Annotated in this window: 17 protein-coding genes; 16 read left to right on the top strand and 1 reads right to left on the bottom strand. The window is 59.8% G+C overall.

Annotation, left to right across the window (positions count from 1 at the left end; all coding sequences use genetic code 11):
* Window positions 1–171: 171 nt before the first annotated feature.
* From V7747_RS00510 to tatB, 3 genes are all read left to right on the top strand, one after another.
* Window positions 172–2,202: a PhoX family protein gene (locus V7747_RS00510; RefSeq protein ID WP_335614112.1), complete on the top strand. Its 2,031-nt coding sequence runs from the start codon at window positions 172–174 to the stop codon at window positions 2,200–2,202.
* Window positions 2,203–2,290: 88 nt separating this feature from the next.
* Window positions 2,291–2,509, top strand: a complete 219-nt coding sequence (tatA, locus tag V7747_RS00505; protein ID WP_335614111.1) for a twin-arginine translocase TatA/TatE family subunit — start codon at window positions 2,291–2,293, stop codon at window positions 2,507–2,509.
* Between the two features lie 15 nt (window positions 2,510–2,524).
* Window positions 2,525–2,800, top strand: coding sequence for a Sec-independent protein translocase protein TatB (gene tatB, locus V7747_RS00500; RefSeq protein WP_335614110.1), 276 nt, complete (start codon window positions 2,525–2,527; stop codon window positions 2,798–2,800).
* A 31-nt stretch (window positions 2,801–2,831) separates the two neighbouring features.
* On the opposite strand, the gene V7747_RS00495 is transcribed toward tatB, so the two are convergent.
* Entirely contained in the window at window positions 2,832–4,304 is a 1,473-nt protein-coding gene (locus tag V7747_RS00495; RefSeq protein WP_335614109.1) for an alpha/beta hydrolase, read from the bottom strand.
* A 416-nt stretch (window positions 4,305–4,720) separates the two neighbouring features.
* Between V7747_RS00495 and gspC the strand changes: the two genes are divergently transcribed.
* The 13 genes from gspC (at window position 4,721) to bamD (ending at window position 16,345) form a co-directional block, all read left to right on the top strand.
* Entirely contained in the window at window positions 4,721–5,584 is an 864-nt protein-coding gene (gene gspC / locus V7747_RS00490) for a type II secretion system protein GspC (RefSeq protein WP_335614108.1), read from the top strand.
* A 6-nt stretch (window positions 5,585–5,590) separates the two neighbouring features.
* The gene (gspD, locus tag V7747_RS00485) at window positions 5,591–7,624 is read left to right on the top strand and encodes a type II secretion system secretin GspD (RefSeq protein WP_335614107.1); all 2,034 of its coding nucleotides are present in this window, start codon (window positions 5,591–5,593) and stop codon (window positions 7,622–7,624) included.
* Between the two features lie 9 nt (window positions 7,625–7,633).
* Window positions 7,634–9,148, top strand: a complete 1,515-nt coding sequence (gene gspE / locus V7747_RS00480; RefSeq protein WP_335614106.1) for a type II secretion system ATPase GspE — start codon at window positions 7,634–7,636, stop codon at window positions 9,146–9,148.
* 2 nt (window positions 9,149–9,150) lie between these two features.
* Window positions 9,151–10,362, top strand: a complete 1,212-nt coding sequence (gene gspF, locus V7747_RS00475) for a type II secretion system inner membrane protein GspF (RefSeq protein ID WP_335614105.1) — start codon at window positions 9,151–9,153, stop codon at window positions 10,360–10,362.
* A complete protein-coding gene (gspG, locus tag V7747_RS00470) occupies window positions 10,362–10,832 on the top strand; it encodes a type II secretion system major pseudopilin GspG (protein WP_442909161.1) in 471 nt (156 codons plus the stop codon). The genes gspF and gspG overlap by 1 nt, the downstream gene beginning before the upstream one ends.
* Window positions 10,832–11,368, top strand: coding sequence for a pilus assembly FimT family protein (locus tag V7747_RS00465; RefSeq protein WP_335614104.1), 537 nt, complete (start codon window positions 10,832–10,834; stop codon window positions 11,366–11,368). The genes gspG and V7747_RS00465 overlap by 1 nt, the downstream gene beginning before the upstream one ends.
* A complete protein-coding gene (gene gspI / locus V7747_RS00460) occupies window positions 11,355–11,744 on the top strand; it encodes a type II secretion system minor pseudopilin GspI (RefSeq protein WP_092288200.1) in 390 nt (129 codons plus the stop codon). The genes V7747_RS00465 and gspI overlap by 14 nt, the downstream gene beginning before the upstream one ends.
* Window positions 11,741–12,367, top strand: a complete 627-nt coding sequence (gene gspJ / locus V7747_RS00455; RefSeq protein ID WP_335614103.1) for a type II secretion system minor pseudopilin GspJ — start codon at window positions 11,741–11,743, stop codon at window positions 12,365–12,367. The genes gspI and gspJ overlap by 4 nt, the downstream gene beginning before the upstream one ends.
* Window positions 12,364–13,167, top strand: a complete 804-nt coding sequence (locus V7747_RS00450) for a general secretion pathway protein GspK (protein WP_335614102.1) — start codon at window positions 12,364–12,366, stop codon at window positions 13,165–13,167. Before gspJ ends, V7747_RS00450 begins: the two co-directional genes overlap by 4 nt.
* A gap of 20 nt (window positions 13,168–13,187) precedes the next feature.
* A complete protein-coding gene (gene gspL, locus V7747_RS00445; protein ID WP_335614101.1) occupies window positions 13,188–14,426 on the top strand; it encodes a type II secretion system protein GspL in 1,239 nt (412 codons plus the stop codon).
* On the top strand, window positions 14,423–14,905 hold the full coding sequence (locus V7747_RS00440) for a type II secretion system protein M (protein ID WP_335614100.1): 483 nt from the start codon (window positions 14,423–14,425) through the stop codon (window positions 14,903–14,905). Before gspL ends, V7747_RS00440 begins: the two co-directional genes overlap by 4 nt.
* Window positions 14,905–15,660 carry a type II secretion system protein N gene (locus V7747_RS00435; protein WP_335614099.1) on the top strand — a complete coding sequence of 252 codons (756 nt, stop codon included), beginning with the start codon at window positions 14,905–14,907 and terminating at the stop codon, window positions 15,658–15,660. The genes V7747_RS00440 and V7747_RS00435 overlap by 1 nt, the downstream gene beginning before the upstream one ends.
* 73 nt (window positions 15,661–15,733) lie before the next feature.
* Entirely contained in the window at window positions 15,734–16,345 is a 612-nt protein-coding gene (bamD, locus tag V7747_RS00430; RefSeq protein ID WP_335614098.1) for an outer membrane protein assembly factor BamD, read from the top strand.
* Window positions 16,346–16,653: the final 308 nt, after the last annotated feature.

The following is a 16,653-nucleotide window of genomic DNA, read 5'->3' as shown; positions in this document are numbered from 1 at the left end:
CCGCATCGAGCGCTCGGCGAAACGGACTGCCAGCTGCGGAGATGCTGTCATGCATTCGACATCGCAGTGTCGTTAAAAAGCAGTCAAAGCTTCATGCACAGGACCCATTTATGTCATTTGGCATCGCCATTCTAGTCGGGTTAGTAACTACAACCTGAGAGGAAGGAACCGATGTCCAACGTGCAAAACGATCAGCTGGTAATCATTGATCACGGTGAGGGTGATGAGCCGCTGAGCAATCGTAAGATGAATCCGCTGTTTTCCAGCATTCTTGAGGCCCGGCTGGCACGTCGCCAAGTGCTCAAAGGTAGTGCCGGCGCCGCCGCGTTGGGCTTCTTTGGTTTGGGTCTGGCTGGCTGCAACAGCGACTCTGATAATGACGATGATGAAACCGACACACCGGCAGAGCTGCTCGGTTTCAGCGCTGTGGCGGTCAACAGTGCAGACACCATTACTGTCCCGGAAGGCTACAGCTACCAGGTGCTGATTCCCTGGGGCACGCCGATCATGGGTGGCATTGCGGCCTTTGCGCGTGACAACACCGGTGCCGATCAGGCCGGCCAGATCGGCTCACACCACGACGGCATGCATTTCTACGGTATTGATGGCAGCTCCGAAGATGGCCTGCTAGTGCTCAACCATGAGTATGTTGAGCCGCGTCTGATGCACCAGTCGGCGGTTGGCCTGAGCTTGAACAGCAGCGCGTTGCCGACCTTTGCGGGTACGCGCCCCGAGGATGAAGTGCGCAAGGAACTGAATGCGCACGGTGTTTCCGTGGTGCGCGTCATCAAGGGCAACGATAACCAGTGGAAAGTGCAGTACGACGTACTGAACCGCCGTATCACTGGCCTGACGCCGATGGAAATCCATGGCCCGGTCCGCGGCACTGATTTCGTCAAGACGCTCTACAGCCCCAACGGCACCATGACCCGCGGCACGCTGAACAACTGCGGGAATGGTTACACGCCCTGGAATACCTACATGGCGGCAGAAGAGAACTGGGCTGGTTACTTTACCAACAAGGGCGACAACCCGCGTGAGCACGCGCGTTATGGCGTGGGTAGCGGCACTGGTCGTTATGCCTGGGAGTTGGCTGAGGGCGGCGCCGATGAGTTCATCCGCTTCGATGCCAGCATCAAGGGTGCCGACGCGACCCAGGATTATCGCAACGAGCCCGTCTGCTTCGGCTGGATGGTCGAGATCGATCCCTTTGACCCTGACAGCAACCCGAAGAAGCGCACCGCCATGGGCCGCTTTGGTCACGAGGGTGTTGTCTTTGCTCCTGCCGAAGAAGGCAAGCCAGTTGTCTGCTACTCCGGCGACGATTCGCGTTTCGAGTACATCTACAAATTTGTGACCGCTGACAACTACAGCGCTGCCACCGCGAGCGGCGACCTGCTGGACGAAGGCACGCTGTATGTTGCCAAGTTCAACGACGACGGCAGTGGTGAGTGGCTGCCGCTGGTTTACGGCCAGAACGGCCTGGATGAAAGCGCTGGTTTCAGCAGCCAGGCTGATGTTCTGGTCAACACCCGTTTGGCGGCTGATTTTATGGGCGCCACGCCGATGGACCGTCCGGAGTGGGGCGCAGTTGACCCGGCCAACGGTGATGTCTACTTCACCCTGACCAACAACTCCAAGCGTTCGGATGCCAACCTCAACGAGGCCAACCCGCGTGCAGCCAATCAGCATGGCCACATCATCCGCTGGTCCGAGACCGACGGTGAGCAGGCGGCCACCACCTTCGCCTGGGACATCTTCCTGTTCGGCGGCGATAGCGGCGAAAGCGGTGTAGAAAACAACATCGGCTACGATCCGAACGGTGACAAGCTGACCGCAGACAACATTCTCAGCTCGCCAGACGGCCTCTGGATCGACCCGGACAGCCGCGTCTGGATTCAGATGGACAGTGGCTGGGATGACCCCTTTGGCAACTGCGCCATGCTGGTAGCCGATCCCAAGAAGGGGACGCTAAAGCGCTTCCTGGTCGGCCCGATTGATCAGGAAATCACCGGTATCACCATGTCTCCTGACCAGAAGACGCTGTTCATCAACGTACAGCATCCGGGCGAAGGCACCAGTGCCGCCAACTTTGCGGCGGGTACTTTCAGCAGCAACTGGCCGGACAACACGGCGGGTGCCTACCCCCGCTCTGCCACCGTGGTGGTGTGGAAGGATGACGGCGGCGTGGTTGGTAGCTGACGTCTGCTGAACGGTGCCTGCGGGCACCGTGCTGGCATATCCGGGTCAGGCGCAGTGGCGCCTGACTTACTTATTTTTGGAGGTGGTTATGGGTATTGGTGGAATCAGTGTGGGTTCGTTGTTGATTGTTCTGGTGATCGTGATGCTGCTGTTTGGTACCAAGCGTCTGCGTCACATTGGCAGTGATCTGGGCGGTGCTCTGAGCGGTTTCCGCAAGGCAGTGAAGGACACCGAACAGCATGATAGCCTCACGCTTGACGCGGCAGAGCAAAATACCGCGCAGCGCGAGAGTCAGCAGCGCGCCTGAGCCAAGGAGCGGCCTATGTTCGGCAATGGTATGACCGAGTGGCTGTTGGTACTGGTGATGGGGTTGCTGGTGTTGGGGCCAGAACGGCTGCCGGCAGTGGTGCGTTCGGCCGGCCGGCTGATGGGACGTGCCAAGGGCATGCTGGCGCAGGTGCAGCAGGAGTTAGAGGCGTCACTGCCAGCCGATGAACTCAAGCAGGCGTCGGACAACGTCAAGATGCTGCGCAACAGCAATGTGAAAAAGCTGGTGCGCAGGGTTGTGGTAGATGAGGTGGAGAGGAAACAGGGCTGAATTTCAGCCCTGTTTCCTTGGTTTTTTGTCCTTATGGCGCAACAGCGGCGGGGCAGGGAGGCATAAATGCGCGGGTTGCCGTCTGCGGGGCACCGTTGATGGTGAATTTGCAGCCGAAGTCGTCTGCAGCCATCGCGGCTGGGTCAAGCAGGTCATCCCCTTCGGGTTTGATGCCGTTTTGCTCCCATTGAATCATGGCGTCAAAGGTGGCGGTGAACTCTGCAATGGAGAAGTCACAGTGTGAAGGTGCGCGCACGGCGCGCTGGACTAACCAGTCACCACTGCCTGCGGCCTCTGCACGCTCGCGGTAAATCTGCTGCATCTTGATCGGCACGAACAGATCGCCGAGCGTGTGAACTGTCACCACAGGTACATCAAATTCGCCGTTCACCTTGGGAATGCGGCGCAAGCCGTTGCTCAACAGATCGTTGGCCCCGTCCTCGGGCACCGCTTGTACGATGGCATTGTTGAACGCCAGCTCGGCTGGTGAAAGTGAAGCGCCGGGTGCAGTCTGGAAGCGATAGGTGAAGTCAGTGGTATCCACAACGCTCTTGTTGAGGATGCCGGTGATTTTTCCATCAGAGCCCAAAAACCCTTGCAGCAGGCTCTGGAATCCGCCGAAAGACAGAGGATAAATCGGCCGCTCGCCGCCGCTGAGATTTTTCAATATCTGATAGAACGTCAGCCCTTCAGGATTGGTCAGACCGTTGGCATTCGGGTTGGCTTCGTAGTTTGTCCAGAGCACATCCTGGGCCACTGCCTGCTTTTCTGCGGCATCTGCGGGTGATACCGGAAAGTCGTCAGCGCCCACGCCAGCCACTTCATACAGCGCTAGGCCGTAGGCGGTAAAGTAATCAAACAGTTCTGTGTCGCCCATCACGCCACACATGGGGGCAGCACCATCGTATTCGACCACGTTGTTGGCAGTTTCCAGAGTTTCACGCTCGACTGCTGCGCCGGCGACATGGCCACCCATGGACACGCCGGTGATGTAGTACTTGCTCGGGATGTCCAGCGCGCGGCCGTTTTCTGCTGCGATGTCGTTGAAAGCCAGCGCCAGAGCATTGGTATCTTCTACGCCGGTGCGTACGTCGTAAAAGTTGCTGCTATAAGAAGACGCTGCCCAGGCATAGCCGTTGTCGAGCAAGTATTGACGCATCGGCGGGCTGTCAACGGTCAGGTCACTGCCCTCGCCCCGGAAGCCGTGAGCGTACATGACCAGATAACCGTTCCAGTTTTCAGGCACTTCTATCCGATAACCGGCACCATTGAGAACGCCGGTCCAGCGGCTGGTGTTGTCGTAGGCGGGAACGCCCGCCGCCAGCGAGCCAAAGGCCAATTGATCCTCATCGACGACAAAGAAGCCGTCGCGGATGCGCTCTTCCTGTTCTGTCAGCACCACGTCGTTATCGTCGTCTCCGCCACCCCCTCCACCGAGGCAGCCACCGAGGGCGAGGGTGCTGACGGCAATACCGAGCAGCGCGGTTTTCTTGAGCTCAAACATTGTTATTGTTCTCCGTTGGGCAAGCCGTTGTTGTTGTGTTCCCTTCAGACGGGAGTTGGCTGTGCTGAATGCAGTTAAGCTTTGTTTGCTGTGTCTCGCAAGCTGTCACTGGCCAACTGTGAGACAGTTTCGCGCGTGACAATGAGGAACCATAAATTCAGGTGATGCTGGTAACAGTTACCTAACCTATTCGGGTGAGCAGTCTTCGAGACTGATACCGATAACGTCTCATTTCTGACTGAAAGGCTCTGGAATACCCCGTTCAGGGGGTTGCTGCTAGATGGCAAAATCGTGACAATCGACTTAGTCGCGCAGCCTGTTTCAGGCGTATAACAATAATTTTGCAAAGAAAGGTCAGTAATGTTGCTCCCACTGGCCCGGACGCTGTCCCCCAGCCCCTTTGCTACGGAGAACGCATGCCCTTGGTTGCTCGCTTTTCATCAGACGCGGTCGTCAGATTGGTGACAGGTATTCTGGTGCTGTTCAGCGCATGGCTGCTGGCACACCTGACCTGGATGCTAATTGAGCCTGACAGCGTATTGCCTTCGCCCGCTACGCTGGGCTATCCCACCTCAAGCACTGATGTTGACGCCGGTCAGCCCGGTTTTCGCGAGCTTGCCGTTATGTCGGTCCTGGGCCGTGCCCCGGCCGCAGACGGCCCGGTGGTGGTCAATGCGCCTGACACAAAACTGAGCTGGACCCTCAAGGGGGTGCTATCGGACCCGGACCCGAAGCGCAGCGCCGCTATTCTTTCCACCCAAGGTCAGCCGGAAAAGCTCTATCGTGTGGGCGCCGAGTTGCCGGGCCAGGTTCGTCTCGATCAGGTATTGGCCGACCGGGTGATGCTGGTCCGCGATGGCCAGCTTGAAACCCTGCGTCTCAAGCAACACAACGCGGCAGCTGGCCGCTCATCAGCGCGCCGTGCCGCGTTACCCACTACGGACTCAAATCTCACCCTTGCCCCCGACGGCGGCGTAGCTCGCATTGATCGCGACGCTTGGTTGAACGACCCACAACGCTTCATGGAAGTCATCAGCGCCACGCCGGTGATGGTGGATGGCGCCATGTATGGTCTGGAAGTGACCCCTTCACGCAACGCCCGCGAGTTTGAGGCTGCGGGTCTCAAGCCGGGTGATGTGATTACCGATGTGGACGGTACGCCGATCGCCGACATCCAGGACTATCGCGACATTCTCAAGGGCCTGACGGATGCTAGCTCGGTCTCGGTCTCCCTTGAGCGCGACGGCGAGCCCATGAACATAACGATAACGATGGATTGATATACGATGCCAATGCAGTTTCGTCTTAACCGTTTTGCCCTCTCGTTGGCGTTGAGCCTGTGTCTTGGTAGTACCCAACTGGCCGCGCAGGCGCTGGTTGAGCCGCAGGGGGATGGTTCCGAAGATCTGGTACTGAATTTGCGCGGTGCCGACATCAATGGCCTGATTGAGATCGTCAGTCAGGAAACCGGCATCAATTTCATTGTCGATCCGCGCGTGCGGGGCGAGGTGAATGTGGTGTCGGGCAAGCCGATTCCACGGGGTGAGCTCTATCCGCTGTTTCTGGGGGTGCTGAAATCCTACGGTTTTGCTGCCGTGCGTGGCGCGGATGACGTAGTGCGCATTGTGCCGGAGGTACAGGCCAAGGAAAACGAGCTGGCCGGGCTGAGCAGCGATACCCCTGGTGATGAGGTAATCACCCACGTAATCAATGTGAAAAACATTAACGCCGGTCAACTGGTACGCATTCTGCGGCCTCTGGTGCCCAAGGGTGGTCATCTGGCGGCTGCAGCGGAGTCCAATACGCTGGTCATTGCCGACACGGCGGCCAATGTGCGCCGTATTCAAACCCTGGTTGAGCGTATTGATCAGGAGTCGATGGAAGACTTCGAAGTGCTGCCGCTGGAACACGCCTCGGCGCTGGATGTTGTGCGTATTGTGCAAGGCCTTGAAAGCAATGCCCCAAGCGAGGAGTTCACCAAGGGGCCACGCATCATCGCCGACGAGCGCACCAATACGGTCATCCTGCGCGGTGACCCGCAAAGCCGCATCGCGTTGCGTAGCGTGGTGAGCAAACTCGATGTGCCGGGTCAGGACGGCAATACCCAGGTGCATTACCTGCGCTACGCCAAGGCTGAAGATGTTGCCGAGGTATTGCGGGGTATCGCCGAGGGGCGCGAGCAGAACAGCAGTGCGACGGGGCAGGGCAATGGTGCGCCGGTCAGCACCAGCACGCAGAATCGGGTGCGGGTAGAGGCACACGAAAGCACCAACTCGGTGGTGGTCTACGGTCCGGCGGAATTGTCGCGCGAGCTCTCCAGCATCATTCGCCAGCTGGACATTCGGCGCGCGCAGGTGCTGGTTGAGGCTGTCATTGCCGAAGTGTCTTACGAGCGGGCCAAGGAGCTGGGCGTGCAGTGGGGATTTGGTAGCGAGAACTCGGGCGTAGGCGTGATCAATTTCAATCGAAATGGTCGCAGTATCGTCGACCTCGCAGCGGGCGTGAGCGGCTTTCTTGATGGCGATCTGGCCTCTCCGCCATCACTTGGCAGCGGCGCCACGCTGGGTGGGGTGGCGAGTATTGGTGGAACCCAGATCGCTCTGCTGATCAACGCGCTGCAGGGCGATACCGCCAGCAACATCCTGTCCACGCCCAGCCTGCTCACACTCGACAACGAAGAGGCGGAGATTGTGGTGGGCCAGAACGTACCATTTATTACCGGTCGTTCCGTTGAAGACTCCGGTCAGGCGTTCGATACCATCGAGCGTGAAGATGTGGGTATCAAATTGAAGATTCGCCCGCAGATCAACGAAGGCAATGCAGTCCGCCTGGAAATCGCCCAGGAGGTTTCGCAGATAGCGCCCGGCACCAGCGGCGCGGCCGACATCATTACCAACAAGCGCAGTCTGACGACGCACGTCATGGTCGATGACAACCAGCTTATCGTTCTGGGCGGTCTGATCGATGATCAGACGGTAGAGACTACAGACAAGGTGCCCGGCTTGGGCGATATCCCGGGACTGGGGCGGTTGTTCCGTTACGACACAGCCAACGTGCAGAAACGCAATCTGATGGTGTTTCTGCGTCCGGTGATTGTGCGCGATACGGCGGTGGCGGAAAGCCTGACCCATGCCAAGTACAGCTACATTCGCGATCAGCAGCTGGCCGAGCAAAACCGCCGCGGTCGCGTGATGCCCGAGGACACCATTCCGGTACTGCCGGACTGGAATTATCTGCTGAGTCTGCCGGCCCCGTTTGAGAACGCCATGCAAGGTTCGGCATTGCCGTCGCCTATTTCTGCACCGCCCTCAGCGCTTTAGGAGCAGGTCATGAGTGAGACCGAATTCAGCCCTGATGCGCCAGCGGTCAATGCGCCGGCAGAAACCGGATACCGGTTTGCTCGCCGCTTTGGCGTGTTGCCGGGCGCTCTGCGCGAAGATGGCCAGCTCGAAGTATTCGTGCGCGCAGATTGTGATCCGCAGGGCCTGCTGGAATTGCGTCGACACAGCAGTCACCCGCTGAGTCCTGTGTTACTGGACGACGACACCTTCGCCGCACGGTTGCGCGACAAGTATGAGCGCTCCGCCAATGATGCCATGCAATTTGTTGAAGGCCTGGGTGATGACGCCGACCTGATGTCTGTGGCGCAATCGCTGGCCGAACCGGAGGATCTGCTGGAGTCGCAGGACGAAGCGCCGATCATTCGGCTGATCAACGCGCTGTTGTCAGAAGCGGTGAAGGAAAACGCCTCCGACATCCATATCGAACCCTTCGAAAATCGCTTGTCTATCCGCTTGCGGGTCGACGGTGTGTTGCGTGAAGTGCTCGAACCACCACGTGCGCTGGCGCCGGTGATCGTGTCGCGCATCAAGGTCATGGCCAAGCTGGATATTGCCGAAAAGCGCCTGCCGCAAGACGGTCGAATTGGTCTACGCCTGGTCGGTCGTGCGGTGGATGTGCGGGTTTCCACGCTGCCCTCTGGGCACGGCGAACGCGTTGTACTGCGTCTGCTCGACAAGCAGGCAGGGCGTCTGGAGCTCCGCCAACTGGGCATGTGCAGCGAGCACTATGACGCCATGGAGCGGGTTATCAGTCGGCCGCACGGCATCGTACTGGTGACCGGGCCCACCGGCTCGGGTAAAACCACCACCCTGTATTCGGCGCTGATGCGCCTGAACGACCGCACGCGCAATATTCTGACCGTCGAAGATCCGATCGAGTATTACCTCGATGGTATTGGCCAGACGCAGATCAACAACAAGGTCGATATGACCTTTGCTCGCGGTCTGCGCGCGATTTTGCGTCAGGATCCTGACGTGGTGATGGTCGGTGAGATCCGTGACGTCGATACCGTACAGATTGCCATTCAGGCCAGTTTGACCGGTCACCTGGTGTTTTCCACCCTGCACACCAACACCGCCGTGGGCGCCATTACACGTCTGCGTGACATGGGTATCGAGCCCTTTTTGCTGTCCTCGACCCTCAATGGGGTGTTGGCGCAGCGTCTGGTACGCACGCTTTGCCCGCAATGCCGCAAACCGCATCAGGCCAGTGCCAGTGAATGCCGGCTGATGGGCATGGATGCGGAACAACCGCCCACACTGTACAGCGCCGTGGGTTGCGATGCCTGTAACGGCGGCGGCTACCGTGGCCGTACCGGTATTTACGAGTTGATCGAAATCGACGACACGCTGCGTGGCTTGATCCATGACGGTGCCAGCGAACAGGCGATGGTGCGCCACGCGCGTCTGGGTCAGATGGGTATTCGTCAGGATGGTTTGCGCCGCGTGCTGGCGGGCGACACGACGCTGGAAGAAGTCCTGCGCGTTACCCGGGAGGATTAGCAGTGCCAGCCTTCGAATATGTCGCACTCGACAATGCCGGGCGCACTCGCAAGGGTGTGGAAGAGGGCGACTCGCCCCGCCAGGTGCGTGGCCGCCTGCGCGATCAGGGGCTCACGCCGATGTCGGTCAGTCAGGTTGCCGAGAGCAGCTCGCGCCTGCGCATGCCGAGCATGCAAAAACGCATCAAGCCATTGGAGTTGTCGCTGGCCACCCGACAGATGGCTACCTTGGCCCGGGCGGGGCTGCCGATTGAAGAGGTTCTCGGCACGGTGGCGCGGCAAAGCGAGTCGCCGCGGGTCAAGTCGGCGCTCTCTGCCGTGCGTACCCGGGTGATGGAGGGCTTGCCATTGGCCCATGCCCTGAGCGAATTCCCCTCGGTATTCCCCGCCATCTATCGCACCACCATCGCTGCCGGTGAACAGGCAGGGCGGCTCGACGTGGTGCTGGAGCGGCTGGCGGACAACGTGGAGGCGCAGAATGCGATGCGTCAGAAGATTCAGCTGGCGATGTTTTATCCGGCGATTCTGACGTGTGTTGCGCTGCTGGTGACGGTGGCGTTGCTGACCTATGTCGTGCCGGAGGTGGTGCAGGTATTCGATGGCATGAACAAGGAGCTGCCGTTGCTGACGCGCTCGCTGATTGCCGTCAGCGATACCTTGCGAGAGTGGGGGCTGCTGATGCTGATCGTGCTCATAGGCTTGGGGTTTGGCGCGCGTGCACTGTTGAAGAAGAAAAGTCATCAGCGTCGTTGGCACGAATTTGTGCTCAAGCTGCCGTTGCTGGGACGTCTGAATCGCGGGCTCAATACCGCGCGTTTTGCGCGCACCCTCAACATTCTGGCCGGCAGCGGCGTACCGCTGTTGGAGGCGCTTAACATGAGCGCCAGTGTGATCAGCAACCTGCCCATGCGAGAAGCGGTGTCCGAGGCAGCACAGCGGGTACGCGAAGGGGCAGGGGTGGGCTACTCGCTGGAGCGCAGTGGTTATTTTCCGGCAATGACGTTGAGCCTGATCAAGAGCGGGGAGAGCAGCGGCACCCTGGATCAGATGCTGGAACGCGCTGCCGAAACGCAGGAGCGGGAATTGGAAGCGCGCATCGCCATGGTCATGGGGGTATTCGAGCCCCTGCTGATTCTGGCCATGGGCGGTGTTGTGCTGCTTATCGTGCTGGCAATTCTGTTGCCGATCTTTGAACTCAACCAATTGGTGAACTGATGATGTGTATTGCAAACCAGCCCCTGCGCGCAGGCCAGCGCGGCTTTACTCTGATTGAGATCATGGTGGTGGTCGTCATTCTTGGCATTCTGGCTGCCGTGGTGGTGCCCCGCGTGATGGATCGCCCGGATCAGGCGCGTACCACCAAGGCGCAAAGCGATATTCGTGCCTTGGAAAGTGCACTTAATTTGTATCGCCTCGACAACTTCAATTACCCCACCACCGAGCAGGGTCTGAACGCCCTGGTGCGCATGCCGACTGGCCAGAATGCGCCGCGCAACTGGCGTACCGGTGGTTATCTTGATCGCCTGCAGAAAGACCCGTGGGGCAATGACTATCAGTACCAGGCTCCAGGTCGTGACGGCCGCCAGTTCGACCTCTACAGTCTGGGTGCCGATGGCAGACCGGGTGGCACCGACGCCAATATGGACATTGGCAACTGGGATCTGGATCAGACGAACGAACGCTGATGAGCGCAGGCGCGCGCGCAACCGGTCTGCGTCAGGCCGGTTTTACCTTGATCGAACTGCTGGGCGTCATGGTGCTGATCGGGGTGATTGCCGGGCTCGCCACGCTGGCGATAGGGGACGGCGCCGATCGCGAGTTGCGCCAAGAGGCGCAGCGGCTCGCTGGAGTTCTGCGCCTGGCCCATGATGAGCTACTGATTACCGGCGGCGCCGACCGCGCGCTGGGTTTACGGCGCGAGGGCTACAGTCTGCTGGACTTGGTGTTGCTGGATGATGCGACGCGTGAATGGCAGGCATTGCAGGACCCGCAATTGGGACCGCATTATTTTAATGAAGGTGTGGTGGAGCTGGAGTACGAAGCCGACGGCACGCGCCAGGGTTTGCCACTCAATGACAGTTGGAAGCCCCACGTGCGGCTGAGTAATACCGGCGAGATGACCCCGGGTCTGATTATCCTGCGCGTACCGGGCAAAGAGCTGGTGCAGTACATCAGTATCGGTCTGGAAGGCCGGGTCGAGGTAACCAATGAACGCCCGTAAATCGGCTGGTTTCACCTTGCTGGAAGTGATGGTGGCGTTGACCATTCTGGCGGTGGCGCTGGCAGCGCTGGTCAAATCCGGCAGTGATCATGCGCGCAACACCATCTACCTGCAGGAGCGCACCATGGCGCACTGGGCCGGTGAAAACCTGTTGGCTGAGTACGAGTCCGGCATGCGTCCGGCAGCAGTTGGGGACCTCAGCGGAGAAACCGAAATGGGGCCCTATCGGTTCGGCTACAAGGCGCAGGTCAGTGACTACACGGCCAAGTCGCCACTGCCGTTGCCGGCGGTGCGGCGTATTGATATTCGGCTGTGGTTACTGCCTGGCGATGAGAGCGGGCAGCGAGCAGTGGTCAGTGGGTTTGTACTGCCATGAACAGGTTTCGCGCTGGTGGTTTTACCCTGCTCGAACTGCTTATTGCCATGGCGGTTTTCGCGATCATGAGTGTGGTCGCCTACTCGGGTTTGCGCGCCGTGCTGGATGCCGATCACGTTACTCGCGCCAGCTCAGGCCAACTGGCAGATCTGCAGGTGAGCTTGAGCGTATTGGAGCGGGATCTGGCGCAGATGGTCGATATTCAGGTGCGCGATGAGTTTGGCGACCGCCTGCCGCCACTGCGCTTGCGGGCAGGCAACGAGCAGCCTTTGCTGGAAATCGTGCGGGCCGGTGCGGGTGGCGATCAGCGTTTGCGGCGTACTGCCTGGCGCCTGACCGAAACCGGCCTGGAGCGAGAGCTTTGGCCGGGCGTGGATGTGACTGATACCGAGCAGATGCGTATTCAACCCTTCGCCGATCTGGTGGAGGAGGAAGAGCGGCTGGGGGTAGAAAGCGGCTTTGCCTTTGTGGTGAGGGGGCCTAGTGGCCTGGAGCGCGTCAACAGTTGGCCGCCTGAAGGCCTTGATCCGAGTAGCAGCCAGTTGCCGATGGCGGTGGAGCTGGTGCTGGATGTGCCGCGTCTGGGCTTGATTCGCCGCTTGATTCCGGTAGGTGCGCCATGAAGGCCGTACAGAAGCAACGGGGGGTTGCCCTTATCACCGCCTTGCTGGTGGTGGCCTTGGCGGTGACCGCCGCCGTTGGCATGGTATTGCGGGGGCAGGCCGATATTCGGCGCAGCAGCGCAGTATTCGAGCGTGACTTGTCGCGTCACATCGCGCTCGGCGCAGAAAAAATGGTGCTGCAGATACTGGAGCAGGCCGATGGTCCGGATGACTTGCTCTGGGATACCTGCCTGTCGCCGGTACTGCCATTTGAGGTAGATCAGGTGCAGCTCCAGGCCACGCTCGACAACATGCGCTGCCGTTACAACCTGAATGCACTGGCTAGCGGCGACGAACAGCAGCAGGCCGACTTCGCTCGCCTGGTAGATCGGGTAGCGCAGGACAGTGGCGTGACCATGCCCTCCGGGGCGCAGCTCGCCGTAGCGATCAGCGATTGGATGGACCCGGAAACGGATGACCCCTTGTATCGCTTGCAAGACCCGCCGCGGCTGTCGGCCAATCGGACCATGCTGGTCGCCTCGGAGCTGAGCTCGGTTGCCGGTATGTCCAGCGAGGCTTGGCAAGCGCTGGCGCCCTACATAACAGCTTATCCGGCTGAAGCCAGCCCAATTGATTTGGAGCGCAGCGCGGACCTGATGAAAGAGGTGTTTGCTGATCGCACCGCTGCTGAGGGCGCGCCTTGGTTCATGCGCCTGCAGATAGTTGCCCAGTTCGGTGACCGTCGATTTTTCCAATGCACCTTGCTGGATGCGCCCAACGGCAAAGTGATCCTGAGAGAACAAACGGCCTGTGAGCCCTGATAAGAAGTGGATCAGACGATATGTTGATAGTGCTTTTACCTGAACAACCGCTATTGGATGGCGATGCGGCTCAGGCCTTGAGTTGGTGGCGGTTGGAGCGCGACGGCTCGGTGCTTGCCACCGGCCGGGATACGCTGGCCAAGCTGCGTCAGCGCTTTCCGGCAGAGCGCCTAAGGGCCTTGGCGCCGGCATCGGCAGTGAATCTGTTTCGCGTGCGTTTACCGGCGCAGCGTGCAGCCGCTGCCCGAGCAGCGCTGCCCTACGCTCTGGAAGACCTGGTCAGCCAGGAGCTGGAGGAGCTGCACATTGTCATGGGGCCGCGTCGCAGCGATGGTCAGGTCAGCGCCGCTGTGGTGTCCCATACTCCCATGCGCCCCTGGCTGGACTGTTTTCGCGCCGCGGGCTGGCGGCTTGAGGCATTGCTGCCCCAGGCGGCGCTACACGCCGATGCAGGCCCGGATCAGGCGCTGTTGGTCATGCCTTCACCCTGGCCGCAGACGGACAGCCAGGTACTGGTGCTCTCGGCGCAGGAAGAACCCGTATTGCTGGATCCGGGTCTTGCAGGTATCTGGATCAACCGACGCTTGGCGGCGCTTGACCCTGCGGCGCAGACGCTCACGCTCGCCGGTCTGAGCGCATCAGACCTGGGACTGGACTTGCCCGACACGGTCGAGGTGCAGCAGATTGCCGAACGCGACCACCTGGCCTCGGCGCTGGTGCAAGCACAGCGAAGCACGCCAGCCTTCAACCTGCTCAGCGGACCTTATGCGGTGAGCATGGCGGCGCCACCCTGGCGCAAGATGCGTCCTGCGCTGATCGCAGCTGGCGTCGCCCTGGCACTGGGTCTGGGCTGGCTCGCAGGCGAGCACATGATACTCAGCCAGGAGCGTGACGCGCTGCGCGCTGAGATTGGCCGGCTATTTGATCGCAGCCTGCCTAACAGCCGGCGGGAGGATCCGGTGATGCAGTTTCGGCAGGTGCTGCAGGGTGGAGCACAGATAAGCTTCAACAGCGGTATGGGGCCCCTGTTGCATGCCTTCTTCGTGGTGTTGAAGGAGCATGACAATGCCCAGGTACAACAAGTGCGTGGCACTCTTGAGAGTGTCGAGGTGGAACTGAAGGTAGCGTCCTTCTCCGAGCTGGAGGCGATACGCGCAGCTTTGTCGGCGCAGCCCGGTATCAGTGAAAACCTTGAGGGCGCTGACTCGGAGAATGAAGGGGTTACCGCGCGCATCAAGGTACAAAGGAGTGGTGCATGAAAAGCTGGTGGAATGGACTAGCGGCCCGTGAGCGAGTGATTTTGTTGGGTGGTTCGGCGTTCTTGCTCGTACTGGCGTTCTGGATTGGCATCTGGGAGCCCCTGATAGCCGGCAGAGCCGAGCTGAAACAGGATGTGCGTACGTTGACGGCCGAGCGGCTGTGGATGGAGCAGGTGAGCGATGATGTGCGTCGCCGAGCGCGCTTGCAGCAGGGCAGCGGCAACAGCTCCGGCGGGGGCTCAGTGCTGACCCTGGTGGAGGTTTCCGCCAACGCGGCGGGTCTCAAGTCTGCGTTATCGCGGGTGCAGCCCGAAGGTCAGGGTGCGCGTCTGAGCTTTGATCAGGTAGGCATGGATGCCTTGCTCAGTTGGCTGGCCGATCTGGAGCAACGGCAAGGTTTGCAGGTCAGTCAACTGGCGATTGACGTGTCCGAGGTCAAGGGCATGGTATCTGCCCGCTTGCTGGTGGAGCGTCCGTGATGTTGCGGTTTTTGAGTATCAAGCGGTTTTTCTGGCTGGCATTGCTGGTCTTTTCCGTGACGCTGGTAAGCAATCTGCCGGCGAGTCTGGTCTGGCGGCAGGTGGCGCCGAGCCTGCCTGCCGCGGTGCAGCTGCACGGCATAACCGGCACCTTGTGGCAGGGACAGGTAGCCAATATGCAGGTTGAAGGGATCGACCAGGGCGCGCTGCGCTGGGATTGGCGTCCCGCAGCCGTGTTCAAGGGGCAGTTGGCCCTGGATCTGGATTGGCGGCCGCGCAACAGCCAGGTCTACGCGACCTTGCGGGTAGGCTTGGGCAGTGTCGCGCTGGAACAGGTTAACGGGCGGTTGGATGCGCGTAGCATGGCGGCGGTGAACAAGGCGCCCTTTATTCTTACGGGCGACTGGTTATTGGATATTCCGGAGCTTCGCCTCAAGGACTTCGAGCGAGTTGTACATGCCGAAGGCCGAATTGCCTGGCAGAACGCCGGTGGCGGCTTGCCAGAACCCTTGGCACTGGGGCATCTAACCGCGCAGCTCAGCAGCGACGATGACTGGCTGCTGATGGCCTTGTCCGATCAGGATGGACCGCTGGGGCTGCAGGGTACGGCCAGATGGCGGCCCGCCCAGGCGATGCAACTGGACACTCGTTTGAAAGCGCGCACCCAGGCCGACGCAGGGCTGGCTGAGGCGCTCAAGTTGTTGGGGCGACCAGACGCAGAGGGTTGGGTACACTGGCGCGCCAGGCTGCAATAGCGGCCTTTTTACAGCTTTTCAATTGAGATAAGCGGCCGACGATGATGTTTGGCCGCACACGGGAGTATGCAAGATGCGTGGGCTCTTGATTACGGCGGTAGTACTTGGGCTGGCAGGTTGTGCCAGCTCGACAGTCAAACAGCAGGAGCAGACTGCAGCCATTGCCGATGCCCGGGCGCGTCTGGGTTTGGGGCAGTGTGATATGAACGTGGCGCAACAGGTTCACCAATTGAACGATGCGCAGTTGGACTTGGAAGCCGCTTATTTGTGCCTGCAGCAGGGCAACTTGGCGCCGCTGGAGTTGGTGTTGAAGGACTTTGCAAAACGGCATCCGGAAGCGCCTTATCAGGATTATGCTGCCTACCTGCAGGCCATGGTGCCCTTTGCGCGCTTTGAGATGGCTGCTGGTGATGATCGGGAACGCTTGCGTTTGGGGCGCGAAGCTCACGCGCAACTGTCTGGCTTTATTCGGCGTTATCCCGATTCCGCCTACCGCAGCGAGATAGTACCGCGTCTGGAAACGCTGCTTGAGGGCATGGCCCAGTCCGAATACAACCTGGCCATGCTGGATGTTGAAACCGGCCAGCAGGATCGTGGTGAGGCACGCTTGCGTTATCTGACCAAGTATTACCCGCGCAGCAAAGCGGCAGTCGAAGCTCAGCACTGGCTAGGCAACACCGACTGAGCCGGCCCGTGTGGCGTTATCTTGGGTCAGGTGAGCGGACGCAGGTCAAGAGTTTTTGCTGCAGATAGAGGTGCTTTTTTGCTCCTGTTCGGGGCGTGGATCCTTGACATTGTGCACAGATACGGGGCGCCCCGTCATAGAACGGTAAGATAGTGCTGTAAGTGCTTGAAATACGGCGATGAATTTTTAACCTGTTGATTTAATTGAATAAAAATACAGGTTAAAAAATGATCATTTTGAACTATTGCCCCAGTAGGCTTGGCTCGGCGCGCTGTTCATACAAGCTATCCACAAAGTTATCCACAGAT

The organism is Halopseudomonas sp. (assembly GCF_036960865.1).
In the GTDB taxonomy this organism is placed as follows: Bacteria; Pseudomonadota; Gammaproteobacteria; order Pseudomonadales; family Pseudomonadaceae; genus Halopseudomonas.
The sequence above is the reverse complement of the archived record's forward strand: the minus strand, read 5'-3'. Positions and strand labels throughout refer to the sequence as shown.

Excerpts from the sequence above, each read along its gene's own strand:
- V7747_RS00510 (WP_335614112.1), top strand. The coding sequence starts at position 172 with ATGTCCAACGTGCAAAACGATCAGCTGGTAATCATTGATCACGGTGAG.
- tatA (WP_335614111.1), top strand. The coding sequence starts at position 2,291 with ATGGGTATTGGTGGAATCAGTGTGGGTTCGTTGTTGATTGTTCTGGTG.
- tatB (WP_335614110.1), top strand. The coding sequence starts at position 2,525 with ATGTTCGGCAATGGTATGACCGAGTGGCTGTTGGTACTGGTGATGGGG.
- V7747_RS00495 (WP_335614109.1), bottom strand. The coding sequence starts at position 4,304 with ATGTTTGAGCTCAAGAAAACCGCGCTGCTCGGTATTGCCGTCAGCACC.
- gspC (WP_335614108.1), top strand. The coding sequence starts at position 4,721 with ATGCCCTTGGTTGCTCGCTTTTCATCAGACGCGGTCGTCAGATTGGTG.
- gspD (WP_335614107.1), top strand. The coding sequence starts at position 5,591 with ATGCCAATGCAGTTTCGTCTTAACCGTTTTGCCCTCTCGTTGGCGTTG.
- gspE (WP_335614106.1), top strand. The coding sequence starts at position 7,634 with ATGAGTGAGACCGAATTCAGCCCTGATGCGCCAGCGGTCAATGCGCCG.
- gspG (WP_442909161.1), top strand. The coding sequence starts at position 10,362 with ATGATGTGTATTGCAAACCAGCCCCTGCGCGCAGGCCAGCGCGGCTTT.
- V7747_RS00465 (WP_335614104.1), top strand. The coding sequence starts at position 10,832 with ATGAGCGCAGGCGCGCGCGCAACCGGTCTGCGTCAGGCCGGTTTTACC.
- gspI (WP_092288200.1), top strand. The coding sequence starts at position 11,355 with ATGAACGCCCGTAAATCGGCTGGTTTCACCTTGCTGGAAGTGATGGTG.
- gspJ (WP_335614103.1), top strand. The coding sequence starts at position 11,741 with ATGAACAGGTTTCGCGCTGGTGGTTTTACCCTGCTCGAACTGCTTATT.
- V7747_RS00450 (WP_335614102.1), top strand. The coding sequence starts at position 12,364 with ATGAAGGCCGTACAGAAGCAACGGGGGGTTGCCCTTATCACCGCCTTG.
- gspL (WP_335614101.1), top strand. The coding sequence starts at position 13,188 with ATGTTGATAGTGCTTTTACCTGAACAACCGCTATTGGATGGCGATGCG.
- V7747_RS00440 (WP_335614100.1), top strand. The coding sequence starts at position 14,423 with ATGAAAAGCTGGTGGAATGGACTAGCGGCCCGTGAGCGAGTGATTTTG.
- V7747_RS00435 (WP_335614099.1), top strand. The coding sequence starts at position 14,905 with ATGTTGCGGTTTTTGAGTATCAAGCGGTTTTTCTGGCTGGCATTGCTG.
- bamD (WP_335614098.1), top strand. The coding sequence starts at position 15,734 with ATGCGTGGGCTCTTGATTACGGCGGTAGTACTTGGGCTGGCAGGTTGT.